At 42.2% G+C, this 15146-nt stretch carries 14 protein-coding genes; 6 read left to right on the top strand and 8 right to left on the bottom strand.

Going from position 1 to position 15146, the window contains the following annotated elements; translation table 11 throughout:
- Nucleotide 1: 1 nt before the first annotated feature.
- Nucleotides 2–652: a class I SAM-dependent methyltransferase gene (locus GXZ17_RS06280; protein ID WP_409376438.1), complete on the bottom strand. Its 651-nt coding sequence runs from the start codon at nt 650–652 to the stop codon at nt 2–4.
- A 7-nt stretch (nt 653–659) separates the two neighbouring features.
- Nucleotides 660–1637 carry a DNA-3-methyladenine glycosylase family protein gene (locus tag GXZ17_RS06275; RefSeq protein WP_409376437.1) on the bottom strand — a complete coding sequence of 326 codons (978 nt, stop codon included), beginning with the start codon at nt 1635–1637 and terminating at the stop codon, nt 660–662.
- Nucleotides 1638–2113: 476 nt separating this feature from the next.
- On the opposite strand from GXZ17_RS06275, the gene GXZ17_RS06270 reads away from it, so the two are divergent.
- A complete protein-coding gene (locus GXZ17_RS06270) occupies nt 2114–2272 on the top strand; it encodes a hypothetical protein (protein ID WP_409376436.1) in 159 nt (52 codons plus the stop codon).
- A gap of 85 nt (nt 2273–2357) precedes the next feature.
- On the opposite strand, the gene GXZ17_RS06265 is transcribed toward GXZ17_RS06270, so the two are convergent.
- From GXZ17_RS06265 to GXZ17_RS06245, 5 genes are read right to left on the bottom strand one after another with little or no spacing between them, the layout of a single operon-like run.
- The gene (locus GXZ17_RS06265; protein WP_409376435.1) at nt 2358–3479 is read right to left on the bottom strand and encodes a TolC family protein; all 1122 of its coding nucleotides are present in this window, start codon (nt 3477–3479) and stop codon (nt 2358–2360) included.
- 42 nt (nt 3480–3521) lie between these two features.
- Nucleotides 3522–4928: a TolC family protein gene (locus tag GXZ17_RS06260; RefSeq protein ID WP_409376434.1), complete on the bottom strand. Its 1407-nt coding sequence runs from the start codon at nt 4926–4928 to the stop codon at nt 3522–3524.
- A 31-nt stretch (nt 4929–4959) separates the two neighbouring features.
- Nucleotides 4960–6168 (bottom strand): ABC transporter permease, encoded by a 1209-nt coding sequence (locus GXZ17_RS06255; protein WP_409376433.1) that lies wholly within the window; start codon nt 6166–6168, stop codon nt 4960–4962.
- Nucleotides 6155–6907 (bottom strand): ABC transporter ATP-binding protein, encoded by a 753-nt coding sequence (locus GXZ17_RS06250; protein WP_409376432.1) that lies wholly within the window; start codon nt 6905–6907, stop codon nt 6155–6157. Before GXZ17_RS06250 ends, GXZ17_RS06255 begins: the two co-directional genes overlap by 14 nt.
- 17 nt (nt 6908–6924) lie before the next feature.
- On the bottom strand, nt 6925–8193 hold the full coding sequence (locus GXZ17_RS06245; protein ID WP_409376431.1) for an efflux RND transporter periplasmic adaptor subunit: 1269 nt from the start codon (nt 8191–8193) through the stop codon (nt 6925–6927).
- 266 nt (nt 8194–8459) lie between these two features.
- Between GXZ17_RS06245 and GXZ17_RS06240 the strand changes: the two genes are divergently transcribed.
- Nucleotides 8460–9422 carry a glycosyltransferase family 2 protein gene (locus GXZ17_RS06240; RefSeq protein WP_409376430.1) on the top strand — a complete coding sequence of 321 codons (963 nt, stop codon included), beginning with the start codon at nt 8460–8462 and terminating at the stop codon, nt 9420–9422.
- The gene (locus GXZ17_RS06235; protein WP_409376429.1) at nt 9415–9813 is read left to right on the top strand and encodes a GtrA family protein; all 399 of its coding nucleotides are present in this window, start codon (nt 9415–9417) and stop codon (nt 9811–9813) included. Before GXZ17_RS06240 ends, GXZ17_RS06235 begins: the two co-directional genes overlap by 8 nt.
- On the opposite strand, the gene GXZ17_RS06230 is transcribed toward GXZ17_RS06235, so the two are convergent.
- Nucleotides 9810–11123: a sigma-54-dependent transcriptional regulator gene (locus tag GXZ17_RS06230; protein ID WP_409376428.1), complete on the bottom strand. Its 1314-nt coding sequence runs from the start codon at nt 11121–11123 to the stop codon at nt 9810–9812. The two genes, GXZ17_RS06235 and GXZ17_RS06230, sit on opposite strands and share 4 nt — an antisense overlap.
- Before the next feature lie 313 nt (nt 11124–11436).
- On the opposite strand from GXZ17_RS06230, the gene GXZ17_RS06225 reads away from it, so the two are divergent.
- The 3 genes from GXZ17_RS06225 (at nt 11437) to GXZ17_RS06215 (ending at nt 15141) form a co-directional block, all read left to right on the top strand.
- Nucleotides 11437–12414: an aminopeptidase gene (locus GXZ17_RS06225; RefSeq protein WP_409376427.1), complete on the top strand. Its 978-nt coding sequence runs from the start codon at nt 11437–11439 to the stop codon at nt 12412–12414.
- Between the two features lie 736 nt (nt 12415–13150).
- Nucleotides 13151–14179 carry a glyoxylate reductase gene (gyaR, locus tag GXZ17_RS06220; RefSeq protein WP_409376426.1) on the top strand — a complete coding sequence of 343 codons (1029 nt, stop codon included), beginning with the start codon at nt 13151–13153 and terminating at the stop codon, nt 14177–14179.
- Between the two features lie 119 nt (nt 14180–14298).
- Nucleotides 14299–15141, top strand: a complete 843-nt coding sequence (locus tag GXZ17_RS06215) for an HDOD domain-containing protein (RefSeq protein ID WP_409376425.1) — start codon at nt 14299–14301, stop codon at nt 15139–15141.
- Nucleotides 15142–15146 lie beyond the last annotated feature (5 nt).

Genomic DNA, 15146 nt, shown 5'->3' with positions numbered 1-15146 from the left:
GTCATCCGTTCCTCTTTAGGAGAGTAATAATGTAGTCCCGGTGGGGATGGTAAGTAATTTCTTCAAACACCTTGTAGAATCGGTGATTCTCTTCATAAAAATTGTGGATAATTTTCCCCGAGGGATAAAAATGGCAGAGAAGAAGATAACCATAGGGTCGCAGATGACGGAAAAACTTTTCCTCCAGAGATTGAAGGATATCTTTTCCTCCTAAGTAATATAAGATTTCTGAAGCAAGAATGAGGTCAAAATTTCCCTCTATATCTTCTCTTACAATATCGAGCTTTTGAAGGCATACCTTATCGCCAAAATCTTTTAACCTTTCTTTTGCTCGAGAAAGAGCAGTAGAGGAAATATCTACTCCCCCGACTCTTTTTCCTTCTTCGAGAAGCAGCCGGGTAAAAACTCCCTCGCCACATCCTATTTCCCAGATAGTTTCCACTTCCCCCGGTATCGCCTGGAGAGTTTTGAGGTATTTTTCTCTCTCAAAGCCAGAGTGTTCATAATTCCAGGGGTCTTGCTTTCGGCGATAAAGATTTTCAAAGTGTTCCTCGGTAAAATATGCCGGTAGAAGGTCAGTAAATACTCGCCATCCCCAGTTTTCTGCCCCAGATTTAGCATGGAGAAATAAATCTTTCAAGCCACTTTTCATATGTTCATCATATTTTTTCTATGATCTGAAAGGAGCTATCTCGGGAAGGAGAACCTTTCTCTTTTTCTATGGCCATGAGGAGATACCATCCTGCCCAGCGCTCATAGGGAGAAAAACGCCTCAGTATTTCCTGGGCATCTGCGGTAGAGACTGGATGCTCGCTTCCCTGGTAGAAGAAACCTATCGCCTTTCTCAGGCCCAGGTCGCCGGGGGCAAAACAGTCATTAGTCGGCATCCACCGGGCCACTATAAACTGAGCGCTCCATGCTCCTATTCCTGGAAGATGAGTTAAAAAATCAACTACCTGAGAGGAGGGTAATGTCTTCAAGAATTCCGGGTCTATTTCCTTTTCTTCTATCATCTCAGTCAATCGGTGAATCGCTCGGGCTTTAGCACCGGACATTCCTATCTTTCTTAGCTCCTCAGGAGATGTTTTAACTATATCCCGGGAAGCTGGAAAAGCAAAAATCGCCTCTCCTTCTCTGTAAAGGGGACCTCGACCCCACTCTTCCACGAACCGCTTCCGTAAAACCGAGGCCACTTTCATAGAAATTTGCTGCTCCAGAATAGTAGTTACTGCTGCTTCAAATAAGCTTCGAGAGCGAGGAATCCGTGCTCCATAAAATTCTTCTATGATTTCATTCATAACCGGATCTTTTTCCCCTAACTGATAAAAAGGAAGAGGGTCTTCGTTGACACCTAATATGGAAGAAACTTCCTCTACGGTTTCTTCGCTCTCTACAGTTATCTCAAGAAAGGGATTTCTTCCATCTCCCTTTTCTGCTACTTGAGCTATCTCCACCTTTCTCTCGCCCAGTGCTATCCACCATCTGCCTTTGCTCCAGAAAAAAGAGCGATCTAAAAAAGGGTGGTAGGTTTCCAAATAAGGAAAAAGAGTAAAAGGAAAAGAAGGATAAATGATATGAGTAATAATGGTTACCTCATTACTGAACTGAATGAAACTCTCAAGCTCAGGCTGAGACATTTCTATTCCGCATTGAAACTGTCCTCTCAGCTTGCGGTTTTAAGACAATTATAGTATAACCTCTAACTTTTGATGTGTCCATCTATATCGTATACCTTAGTTTCTTTGCCATTCCTCCGGTTTATGAGGCGGAAGTGCTCAGCAAGAGGCTTATCGCCTTCAGATAGTAAATCCCTATTTTTTGAGCCAAGTTATTGAGAAACTTCAACTGGATCCTCAAAGACATGACCCTTTTCCCTTCAGAAAGCACTAAATAGAGAGGTAGTTAAAAATACTAATTTTTTGAAGATAATAGCAAAAGATAACAATTCTCGAAAAGCGGCAGATATTGCCAATACCATTCTTCTGAGTTTATTTATTTTGTCATCTGTAGCGCCCAGTAAGAGGTGATAAATGAGCTTTTCTCTTTAGAAGAGAGGATAAAACAATGGCAGAGTAAAGTTTCTAAAGTGAGAGAAAAAGAGGAGGTTTCCTGAATGAAGTTAACCCGGAAAATTCTTCATAATCATCGTAAGAGTCGCACGTACATGCGTTGGCTGACAATCTCTAAGTTGCCTTTGCAAGCTCGTCTTTTTGCATGTGTGGTAACCCTGGATTGCCAGCTCTATGTAGCTTCCTTTTCAGAGTTTATTTAACCTGAAAATAAAGCTAATCTGAAAATAAAGGTTATCCCTTACTGAGGGGGATGGTTTCCCCCTCAGTAGTCAGTAGTTTTTGCTTTTAACCTTCTTGATTTTGTGTCTCAGGTTGTTCTGTGCTCTCCTTTTGCCAGGTTTTAGGTCTTTCTTCTAAGCTCATTCCTAAAGAGGTAAAGAAGGTAGCTTGAGCCACCCGATAATCGAATACGGCCTGGAGGTAAGCAGTTTCGGCTTCATAAGTAGCGTATTGCTTGTCTAAAAGGTCCACGGTAGTTATTAAGCCAGCATCAAATTGAGCCTGGGCGATGCGCAGTTTTTCCTGAGCAATTTTAGAGTTTTGATCCTGTAGGGGAACTAACTCTTCTGCGTCTTTCAGGGTGGAGTAGTTTTGACGTACTTCTAAAATTACCGAATTCTGGGTGTTTTCCAGATTTATTTGTGCTTGAGAAAGCTGGACTTTTGATTTCTGGAGAGTAAGAGGCGGAGTGTAGGGATTGCTATTTACTTCTACCTCTTTTTCTTTTAAGCTGACATTGTCCTGGGCTTGTTCTATTTCTAACCGATGAGCAAGGGCATATTTCAGGCTTTCTTCCAGGTTCACCTCTAAGGGTTGAAAATCCAATTTGTCGGAAAGTTGGTAATTTTGATTTTCTCGGTTTCCTATTAGCTGATTAAACTGAAACTGAGCTAAAGCAAGAGCTCTTCGGGATTTCTGAATTTCATTTTCAGCTCGATTTAGCTCCAGCTCAGCTGATAGCAAATCAATTTCTGCTACCATTCCCAGAGAATACTTGGTCTGGATATTCTGGTATTGGCTTTCTGCTCTCTTTAGATTGTTTTGAGCTAAATCTAAACTTTGCTGAGCTTTAAGAACATTATAGTATCCTTGCTCCACAGATAGAGCGTGTTGAGTCAGGGTCATTTCATAATTTCTCTGGGCTATTTTCCAGGTGTTTTGAAGAGATAGCTCCTGGATAATAGAAGGAGAAAGTAGAAGGGTAGCTTTCCCTTCTTCAAAAGTGACTCGTGCCTCCTCCAATTTCTCTTTGGCTAACCGGGCTTCGTTGCTCTTTTCTAATCCTAACTTTACTGCGTCCTGTAGAGAAAGAGCAACAATCTCTTGTGTTTCTCCCCCCGGGACAAGCAAAAAACCTATTAGGCAAATTACCAGTGCCACAGTAAAAGTCTTTTCTCTCGCTTTCAAATTCCCACCCCCTAAATGATAATATGATTAAACCAGTTATTTTTAAGATAGAAAAGAAGGAATTACTATTTGGTTTTCCTCTATCTGGATTGGTTCCTCCAGGGTTTTCAAGAGGTTTAAGATGGCTTGCCAGAAATTATTTTCTGCTTTCTGGTAGTTGGCTTCTGCTTGCTGGTATTGAAGCTCGCTTTGCAGAAGTTCACGGTCGGTGATGAACCCTATCTTTAGCTGTTCTTCCATAACCCTGTAGGTGTCCTGGGCGCTTTTCTGAACCAACGAGGTTAGTTCTCGATTACTCTGGGCTTGAAGAAGCTGGTTCACAGCTTCTTCAACTCTGAGGCTAAGAGTTTGAGGAAGCGCCTCCACTTCCCTTTCTATCTGGTCGATTTCTATTTCTGTTGCTTTCAGTTGATTGCTGGTAACTTTCCCGTCCCAGATTTTCCAGCTAATTTCCAGACCCACTCCCCAGCCTTCAGAAGAGGAAAAATAACTACCGCTACTCAGGTATGAGGAGCTTCCTCCCTGAATCTCGTAAGAGAAAATTCCCTCTCGGTCAAGGGAAAGCCGGGTTAGAAAGTCTTCCCCTTTGTATTCTCCTGCTAGAGATATTTGAGGTTGGGTAGCTTTTTTGGTTTCTTTCCTTTGTATTTCTTTTCTCTCTTTTTCTCTCTGCAGAGCTTCTTTTTCTGAGCTCCTTTCCTGAAGCAGGAGGGATAATGAGGAGTAATCCAATCTCCCGAGGGAAGCAGGGGAGGAAAGAGGGGCTAAGGAAAAGAAAGTATCGAGGGGGACACCCATTAGTTGATTTAAATTTTCACGGGCTAATTTGAGTTCTCGCTCTTTTTCTTGTAGCAAAAATTTTGAGTTTTCCAGATTTTCCTGGGCTTTAAGCAAATCGATAGAAGAAGCATTTCCTTCTTCCCATTTCTTTTTTTGGTCTTCAAAGAGAATTTGATACAATTCCAGGGTTTTTTGAGCTATGTTATAATCTTTTTCCCCGTTTAGAATTTTTAAATAATAAGTAACAGCTTGAACTTTAGCCGCTTCTTCTTCAAGGAGAAGTTGGCTTTCGGCTTCCTGTAAAAGAATCTGAGCGGTTTTTTCAGTGGGGGATTTATCAAAAAGATAAACGGCATCTTTAATATTTATCCCCCAGGTCATATCGCTCGTATCTTCCCCGTTTATGATAGGCCAGTTACCCGATAAGGTAACCTCCGGGGATAAACCCTGAGAAGCAGAAGAAGACAGGTTTAGCTTAGCAGTTTCTACTGCATCTCGAGCATTTAACACCTCTGGAGAATTAGCTAAAACCTTTTCTACCACATAAGAGAGGTTTATGGTTTCTATTTCCCCGGCCTGGGATAGTCCTCCAGAAAAACAGCTAAAGAGCCAGAGAAAAACCACCAGATTTGCTCCCCGAGGAAAAAGAGAAGTTTTAGATTTTTTCATAATTCCATCAGCTCCCCTTCAGTATGGTAAATCATTCGTAGCGAAGGGCGGTAATAGGGTCTAGTTGGCTTGCCCGACGGGCGGGGTAAATTCCAAAGAAAAGACCTATTCCCACCGAAATAGAAAAGGCGATAATTATCGCTTCCACAGATATAATAGCGGGGTAAGAAGTAAACTTAGAAATCACCTGGGAACCCACAATTCCCATAACTATTCCTATTAGCCCTCCTATGGCGCTCAAAAGAGCAGATTCAATTACAAATTGAGCTAAGATATCAAAAGGTCGGGCTCCTATGGCTTTCCGCAACCCAATCTCCCGGGTGCGCTCGGTAACCGACACCAGCATGATATTCATAATTCCGATACCTCCCACGAGAAGAGAGATCCCGGTGATAGCGGTTAAAAATAAAGTCATGGTTCCAGTAACCTGATTTATAGTGTCTAAAATATCTTGCTGATTGATGATAGAGAATTTTTCCGGGTCTTTCAGCCGATTGGTGAAAAAAGTTTCTAAGAACTGAGCTACGAAATCCAGGTCTTCTTCTGTTTCTGTCTGGATGGTCATACTCTGAATATATTTACTGCCAGTTAACCTTTTTTGCATAGTGGTTATGGGAATAAAAACTTGTTCTCCTAAGTCCTGGATACCAGTGCTTTTTTCCTCCATCACTCCGACAACTGTAGCTGTTATTCTTCCCACCCGGATTTTTTTCCCCAGAGCTTCTTCTGGAGAGGAAAATAGGTCTTGAGCTACTGTTCTTCCTAACACTGCTACTCTTTCTGCGTTGTCTAATTCCTTCTGGTTGAAAAAGCGTCCCATATCTACTTTAAAATTGCGAACTTCGGGATATTGAGGAGTAGTACCTACCACTCTCCCTCTCATACTTTCTCTACCGTGAGTTACAGTGAGTGAGGTGGTATTTTCCGCTATTATATTTTTGATTCCTGGAAAGCCAAAGTCCTGAAGCTGTAAATAGTGCTCCCATTCAAGCATATTTCCTCCTCGAGAAGCGACTGGCATTCCTGGTATACCTCGGCTTCTCCCGGGAATGACGGTAATTTGGTTGGAACCTAAACTTCCAATCTGACCTACTATTTCTTCGGTTGTTCCTTCTCCTAAACTGGTCATAGCTACTACAGCGGCTACTCCGATGATGATTCCTAACATAGTAAGGAAAGAACGAAGCTTATTGGATAGGATACTGGCAATGGCACTTTGCAAAGTCTCAGACAGATTCAACTACTTCTTCCTCCACCAATTCTTTTAGAACCTCTAAGGCCTCCACAGGTTGCTCTATAGTTTCATTATCTACTAATTGCCCGTCTCTAAAATGGAGAATCCGGTGGGTGTGAGAGGCGATATCCCGTTCATGAGTAACTAAAACTATGGTTTTGCCTTCTTGATTGAGTTCCTGGAGAATATGCATTATCTCTTCACTCGAGCGAGTGTCCAGGTTTCCTGTGGGCTCATCGGCGAGAATAATGGAGGGGTCGTTAACTAAAGCTCGGGCAATGGCCACTCGTTGCTGCTGTCCTCCGGAGAGTTGATTGGGGTAGTGATGAATCCTGTCTCCTAAACCTACTGCTTCCAAGGATTTTATAGCTTGCTCTTTTCTTTTTTGAGAAGGAATTCCCGCATAAATTAAAGGAAGTTCCACATTTTGTAAAGCAGTTAACCGAGGAAGAAGATTGAAGCTCTGAAAAATGAAACCTATTTTTTTGTTTCGAATCTGGGCCAGCTGATTTTCATTGAGCTGTGACACCTCTTGTCCATCGAGAAAATAACGACCCCGAGTGGGACGGTCTAGACAGCCTAAAATATTCATCAGGGTAGATTTTCCCGAACCGGAAGGTCCCATGATGGCGACGAATTCTCCTTCTTCTATTTCAAAAGACACTCCCCGGAGAGCTTCAACTTGCACTTCTCCTAACTGGTAAATTTTCCAGAGGTCTTCTACTTTTATTACTGGTTGATTCATTGTTTTCACCTCTAATTCTACCTTCCCCCGGGCATGCCCATAGGAGGACCAAAATTAGATTGAAAAGAAGTGGAAGAAAGGATTAGAAAAACTTCTTCGCCTTCCTGTAGTCCTTCTTCAATTTCCACCTGGGTATCGCTTCTCAAGCCTGTTTTTACTTCTTTTTGTACAGGTTGTCCATCAGGACCTTTTACTAATACTTGGGCTTTTCCTCCTCTTTCTTCCAGAGCTTCAAGAGGGATGATAATAGCATTATCCTTACTTTTGATGATAATTTCTGCCTCAGCGGTCATTCCAGATAGGAGAATATTGTCGGGGTTGGGTAACTCTATGGTGGTTTCAAAAACCACTATATTTTCTACTATTTTTCCTTCTGGAGCAATGGTGGTTACTTTTCCCTCAAATTGCTGGTTGGGGAAAGCATCGAGAGTAACCACGGCCTTCTGGCCTTTTTCCACCTCTGGGACATCGATTTCATTTATTAATATTTTTACTTTCATGGTGGAGAGGTCTCCTATGGCGACTACTCTCTCTTCAGAGAGGACTGAATCTCCTTCTTCAGGATCTACCACAAGAAGAGTGCCATCGATGGGAGACTTAAAGGTACATTTTTCTAAATCATTTTCAATGGATTCTATATCAGCCTCTATTTGCTCAATCTGAGCTTGCAACTTTTCTATATCTTCCGGGGCAGCTCCATCTTTGACATCTTCAAATTGAGCTTGAGCGGAGAGATAAAGTGCTTCTTTTAATGTTACCTGGTCTTCGCTTTGCTCTAAGGTTTCTTGAGAAATACCACCGCTTTTAAATAGTTCTTGATTTTGAGCCAGGGTTTTTTTCGCCGACTGATAGGCGATTTGAGCTTCTTTTAGCTGGGCTTCGGCCTGTCTTAGCTCGACTTCTTTAGGTTGAGCTAAGAGTTTTTTAAGGTCAGCCTGAGCACTCTTCAATTGCGCCTTTGCTTTTCGAAGAGAGGTTTCCAGTTTGGTAGTATCTAATTGAAGTAGCGGCTGGTCTTTTTGCACTTTTTCTCCCGCCTGGGCAAAAATCTTTACCACTTCTCCGCTCACATCTGCTTTTAATTCTATTCGGTTCTGGGGTTCAAGAGTCCCCAGCTCCGATACGGTTTGCTGAATGGTGCCTCTGGTTGCTTTAGCAGTAGGCATATTGGCTGTACTGGTAGTTTGTTGTCCTGAAGAGGAAAAACGGGGAGAAAAGAAAAAGACAGCCAGAATTCCTCCTATTGCTAAAATGAGAGGAAGAATAACTTTGTTACGTTTTTTCACTTATATTTTGCTCCTTTTCTACATTATTGTCTATTATAGCTTGGTGGTCAAATAGAGAAAGTCAAACTTTGTTAAACTAACCTATACCTAAAATACCAACCTTTTGTTTTTAAGTTCCTTTTTCCGGGGAAATTATAAGACGCTTTTGGGGCTTTTTGGTGAGCAATTTGTGACCAATTTATGAAAATCACAGACATTGAGAAAGTAATGCGAAATAACACCTTAAAGAGTAGAATAGAGCTAAAATAAAAATCAAGGAGATGGATATGGAAGATAGGGTTGATTTTTCAGTGGTCATTCCTGTTTATAATGAGGAGGAGGTTCTTCCCGAGACTTACAGAAGGATGAAGGAGGTGATGAGCTCTGCCCCGGGTAGCTATGAGCTCATCTTCGTTAATGATGGAAGCCGAGATAAAAGCCAAGAGATTTTAGAAAGCTTTGCCCGAGGAGATGAAGCGGTTAAGCTAATCAATTTCTCCCGTAATTTTGGTCATCAAGTAGCCATCACCGCAGGGTTGGACTATGCAAAAGGGCAGGCAGTAATCGTAATTGATGCCGATTTGCAAGACCCACCAGAGGTTATTTTAACCATGATAGAAAAATGGAGAGAAGGATATGAAGTAGTCTACGGAAAAAGAGTAAAACGGGAAGGAGAAAGTTTTTTTAAAAAGTTTACTGCTTCTTTTTTTTATCGTCTCTTGAAAAGATTTACCACTATAGACATACCGGTGGATACTGGTGATTTCCGCTTGATGGATAAGAAAGTAGTTGATGCTTTGAGGCTCTTCCGGGAAAAGAATCGTTTTATGAGAGGGCTGGTGAGCTGGGTGGGCTTTCGTCAAACCAGTGTGGAATACGTAAGAGAAAAGAGATGGGCGGGAGAAACCAAATATTCTCTGCGTAAGATGCTTAAATTAGCCTGGGATGGAATCACTTCTTTTTCTGATAAACCACTTAAAATAGCCACTTATGCAGGTATTCCTCTTTCTCTTTTCAGCCTGGTGCTTTTTCTGGTAGTTCTTTTTCAATATCTCGGGGGTAGAGGTACTTTTCCTGCCACTTCTTTGATAGGCATTTTAAACCTTCTGGTTGGTGGAATCATCCTTATTGCTTTAGGGATTATGGGAGAATATATAGGTAGAATTTATGAAGAAGTTAAGGGACGTCCCCTTTACATTGTAGAAAGTACTATGGGTTTTGAAAAAGAAGGAGAAGGAGATTTTGATTAGCTATTGGAAGGGTCTCAGGCAGTTTATCAAGTTTAATGTGGTGGGAATAATGAATACCGCCGTGGATTTTGGAGTTTTTATGATTCTTAATCGTTACCTGGGGTTGATTTATGCTGTGTCGCAGGTTATTTCTTATTCCTGTGGAATGGTTAATAGCTATTTTTTGAATAAATTCTGGACTTTTCAAAAAAGAGAAGGTTTTACTGCTATTGAGGTAACTAAATTTATTTTAGTCAATTTATGTTCGTTGGGGGTTTCTCTTCTGGTGCTTTATATTTTGCAAAGTAAATGGAGCTGGGAAGTTCTACCCAGTAAGGTTTTAGCTACTGGTTTCTCGGTGGGAGTCAATTTTCTGGGTAATAAGTTCTGGGTATTTGAAGCCACTGTCTAAGTCTTTCTTTTCTCCAGTTCTTCGGGGGAAATCCCTAAGACATGGGCGGCTTTCTCTATGTCTCCTCCAGTGTATTCTAAAACCTCTTCGATGTAATCTTTTTCCAACTCTTTCAAGCTTTTCCAGTGGGGCTCTCGCGGAGCTTCGAAAATATGTAAGTCCTCCACTCCGATAATTTCATCCTCAGTTAAAATTATGGCTCGTTCTATAACATTATCCAGTTCCCGGATATTTCCTGGCCAGTTGTATTTTTTGATAAGGCGCATGGCCTGAGGAGATATCCCCTTGATTTTCTTATGTAATTTTTGAGCATGGTTTTCTATTATAAATTCGCAAAGAAGGGGAAGGTCTTCCTTTCGTTCTCTCAAGGGAGGAAGTTCAATGGGCACTACATTCAGGCGGTAATAGAGGTCTTCACGAAATTTACCTTCTCGCACTTCTTTCTTCAGGTCCCGATTAGTAGCAGCTATGATGCGCACATCCACCTGAATTACACTGGTGCCTCCTACCCGTTCAAAGTTTCTCTCCTGCAATACTCGAAGGATTTTTACCTGCATTGCCGGACTCATCTCTCCAATTTCATCTAAAAAAATGGTTCCCTCATCGGCCAGCTCAAATTTACCCAGTTTTCTGGCCTGGGCTCCGGTAAAAGCTCCTTTTTCATGACCGAACAGTTCACTTTCTAAAAGAGTTTCAGTAATAGCTCCGCAATTTACCACTACAAAAGGTTTATCTCGTCTGCTGCTCTGGCGGTGAATGGAGCAGGCTAATAGCTCTTTTCCTGTTCCACTTTCTCCGTAAATCAGGACGGTGGCATCGGTTTTCGCAACAAGCGAAGCTACTCGCATTACTTCTTTCATTCGAGGAGATTGACCCACTACTCCTTCAAAGCAGAATTTGTCCTGCATTTCCTCCAGAAGATATTGTTTCTCTCTTTTTAGTCGTTCTACTTCTAAAGCCCGGGAGATGGTATTCAATAATTCTTCCAGCTTAAAAGGTTTAGTAATAAAGTCAAAAGCTCCCATTTTCAAAGTTTCTACTGCGTTATCTACGCTACCATAAGCAGTGATGACCACTACCGGTAGCTCAGGTTCCTCTTTTTTTATTTCTTGCAGAACCTCTACACCGCTAACTCCTGGCATGCGTAAGTCTAACAAAACCAGGTCAAAACTCAGGGAATGCAATTTTTCTAAAGCTTCTCTCCCGTTTTGAGCAAGTTCTACCAGCATTCCCTCTCCTTCTAAAAACTCTTTTAACATCTCTCTTAAGGATTCTTCATCATCGACAATCAATATTCTAAAAACTGGCAAAACCTCACCTCCTCCATAGAGCATTATATTATATAGTAAAGATAGTAAAGATAGTATGGTTGATTTTTTTCGGGAAAAATTAAAAAAATGTAAAATTCCTATGCTATACTTGGTTGAAATAACGAGGTGAATCGCGGGAAAGATGTTGCCGGGGATAAAAATCTGACTTGTCAAGCGATTAAAGAGGAAAAATAAACGATTATCGTGTTTGCCCGTGAACCTCATGCTTTGCGGGCAGAAAAAATAAACATATTTCTCGTGATATCTCGTGATAATAAAAAAGTAAAAGGAACATGGGAAATTAAGGAGGTATATGAGGTTGAAAACTACTCCTTTAATGAAAGGAGCAATGATTGCGGTTCGGGATTGTATGGGGGTGAAAAAGGAAGAAAAAGTGGTGGTAATTACCGACACAGGTAAAATCGATATTGCTAAGAGCTTTCTTTTTGCTCTCCATGCTTTAGGAGTAGATGCTACTCTATCCTTGATGGTTCCTCGCTCTCACCATGTTGAGGAGCCACCCTCGGAAATTGGGGTAGCTATGGCATCGGTAGATGTGGCACTTCTTGTTACCACTACGAGCTTGAGCCATACCTATGCTCGCATGGAAGCTACAAAAAAAGGTGTGCGCATAGCCAGCATGCCGGGGATTACTGAAGATATGCTTACTGTGGGAGCTATGACTGCCGATTACGAGAAAGTTTCGGAGCTGAGCTGGAAGCTAACCCATCTTCTGGAAGCAACCGACCTTGTGGAGATATATACGGAAAAGGGAACTGATGTGCGCTTGAGCTTGAAGGGCAGAAAACCGGCAATTCCTCCTGATGATGGCTTGTACCGGGAGCGGGGGAGATGGGGCAATTTACCTGCGGGGGAAGCTTTTGTTGCTCCGGTAGAGGAATCGGTAGAGGGAATAGTGGTGGTTGATGGTTCTATGTCGCCTCTTGGGCTATTGGCTGAGCCGATTAAGCTTACCATTCAGAGAGGGAAAGTGATAAAAATAGAAGGAGGAAGAGAAGCAGAAGAGCTTTCCCGGTTTCTTGAGGAATTATCTGACCCCTATGCTTACTGGGTTGGGGAGCTGGGCATTGGCACCAATGAAAAGGCACGTATCACAGGCAATATTCTGGAAGATGAAAAGGCTCTTCGCACCGTGCACATTGCTTTGGGTATGAACGTGAGTATAGGTGGCAAGGTAGAATCTAAAACGCATAACGATGGCATAATTCGCAACCCCACAGTGAAGTTTGACGGAGAGTTGATTATGGATAAGGGGATTTTGATGGTCTAAAATGAAAGAACAAACTAAATATGCCGGTAAATAGGACCGAGAGCCGGAGCTGGTAAGTCCCCATCATCACCGCTATCAGACTATTCTCACTCAAGCTCTCAAGGACTATCCCAGAGAGGTGAAAGAGATAGGCCCGGACGGGGTAAAAGGAAACGGGGTAAAGCTAAGAATTCGCTGGATAGGCTCATCAAATACTAAAAAGATATTCTCAGTTTATAGAGGACTTCCAGATTTCTTTCGATAATGACCTGACAGAAAGAGATTCACGTATGGTTAAGGCGAAGAGAAGATGCTAGGTTGCTTTCGTTCTTAAGGAGGGAGCTAATTACTTTTATTGTCTGTGTAGCTTTATCTCTATAGTGAGGAAACAAAGTAAGAATGCGCTGGAGTGTTCAGGCCAAACCTTCCAGCCATCTAAAGAGCGACTATTTTATTATCTGAAGGGTAGGCTGTGTACTTTTTTTCTCCGGGGGTTGATTTACCGTGGTTTTAGAAATGGTTATAAACTTTCCCCCGTCTCTGTAAGAGAACCAGTTTTTCTATTTTTGATTTCCCCTCAGGATTAATGAAGGATACCCCGGATTTTCTTCGTCATTCATCACAAAAGTGAGAAAGCGGATAGTTTCTGCAGTATATTGCTCTTTATAGAGAAGCTCAAGAAGGGGAACTATTCGCTTTTGCAGAGGGAATGTGACTTTCTTTTTCAAGGTGAAAAATCACGAAAAGTAGTATAATAATGATAAATATTAAGCCTTGGTCATTTTCCGGAGAGGAAGGTGTGAAATTGGATAAAAAACCTCGGGTTCTGGTGACTCGTCGAATCCCCCAGGAAGGGCTGAACATCCTAGAGGAGAGCTGCCAGGTAGAGGTAAGCGACTACGATGGGGTGATGCCCCGGGAAATTCTCCTTCAAAAAGTAAAAGGAGTCGATGGGATTTTGTGTCTTCTGAATGATGATATTGATTGGGAAGTTATGGAGGCGGCAGGGCAAAATTTACGGGTGATTTCTAACTACGCTGTGGGATATGATAATATTGATATAGAAGAAGCCACTAAAAGGAAAATAATGGTTACCAACACTCCTGGAGTGCTAACAGAGGCCACCGCTGACCTTGCCTGGGCTCTGCTTATGGCTGTAGCTCGTCGAGTGGTAGAAGGTGATAGGTTTGTTCGAGAAGGAAAATTTAGAGGATGGGAACCGCTGCTTCTTCTGGGGGATGATGTTTATGGAGCTACTTTGGGAATCATAGGGCTGGGCCGGATTGGCCAAGCTATGGCTCGGAGAGCTCGAGGATTCGACATGCGAATAATTTACTTTGATTACCACCAGGTAAAAGATATAGAGAAAGAGCTGGGAGTGACTTATCATCCTTTCCCTGAGCTTTTAGCTCAATCTGACTTTGTAAGTCTTCATGTCCCCCTTACTCGGGAAACTTACCATCTTATAGGAGAAAAGGAACTGAAGATGATGAAAAAGGAATCTTATCTTATAAATACTTCTCGGGGGCCTGTAATAGATGAGAAAGCTCTGGTCCGAGCCTTGAGAGAAGGGTGGATTCGGGGGGCGGCTCTGGATGTTTTTGAACAAGAACCACAAATAGAACCAGAGCTTCTGGGGCTGGATGAGGTAGTACTGACGCCTCATCTCGGTTCAGCTTCTCATGCTACCCGCACTAAAATGGCAGTTCTCGCGGCGCGCAACCTGGTTTTGGCGTTACAGGGAGAAACCCCTCCTCATCTTGTCAATCCGGATGTGGTCAAATGATTTGCCTGATGATTGATAAAAAGCTAACACTTGGCAAGAAAATTTCTCTGACTTTCTTATAAAGGAGAAATATTTTCAAAAGTTTTAGCTATTTTTAAGCTCGAAAGGAAAAAAGAAAAATGGGTAAAATTTCTCTTCAAGATTTACTCAAAAAAGTTGATGACCTTCCTGCTTTGCCTTCGGTGGTAAAAAGAGTTATGGAACTTACCGAAGACCCTAATTCTACTGCCCGGGATATTAATGAAGTAATAAATCAAGACCAGAGCATGACGGCTAAGGTTCTGAGGTTGGCCAATTCAGCTTTTTACGGTTTCCCCCGTCGCATTTCTTCCGTTACCGATGCTACTATTATGCTTGGCTTTCAGACTATTCGCTCTATTGTTATAGCTGCTTCGGTAAGCAAGCTTCTCAGTCAGGAAGTGGAAGGTTATGCACTTTTACCTGGAGAACTGTGGAGGCACTCCCAATCAGCAGCTATGGCTGCTCGACTAATTGCCCGGAGAATAAAGTTTTCCAAGGCGGAGGTAGCTTACACTGCAGCTTTGCTCCACGACATAGGTAAGGTAGTTCTTAATAGTTATGTACGAGAAACCTATGAAGAGGTAATGGACAAGGTGGAGAAAGACAAAGTTCCTTTTTCTCAGGCAGAGGAGGAAATCCTGGGTTTCAATCATGCCCTGGTGGGTTCTAAAGTAGCAGAAAACTGGAATCTCCCCCCCGAGTTGGTAGAAGCTATCGCCTTTCACCATAGTCCGGAGCTGGCCAAAACCGATCCGGTGCTTACCTCTATAGCTCATGTGGCCGATTTTATATGTGTGACGATGGGCATTGGTATCGGAGCAGACGGTTTATTATACCCTCTTTCTCCCCAGGCTGTAAACTTGCTTGGTTTGGAGGAACAGGATATTTACCAGATTATTTCTCAGCTCTCAGATCTCCTGGTGGATCAGGATAGTTTTTAGTTCTC

It is taken from the genome of Candidatus Sordicultor fermentans, from assembly GCF_012728195.1.
In the GTDB taxonomy this organism is placed as follows: domain Bacteria; phylum Atribacterota; class Atribacteria; order Atribacterales; family Caldatribacteriaceae; genus Sordicultor; species Sordicultor fermentans.
This window is presented reverse-complemented; position numbering and strand designations above follow the sequence as displayed.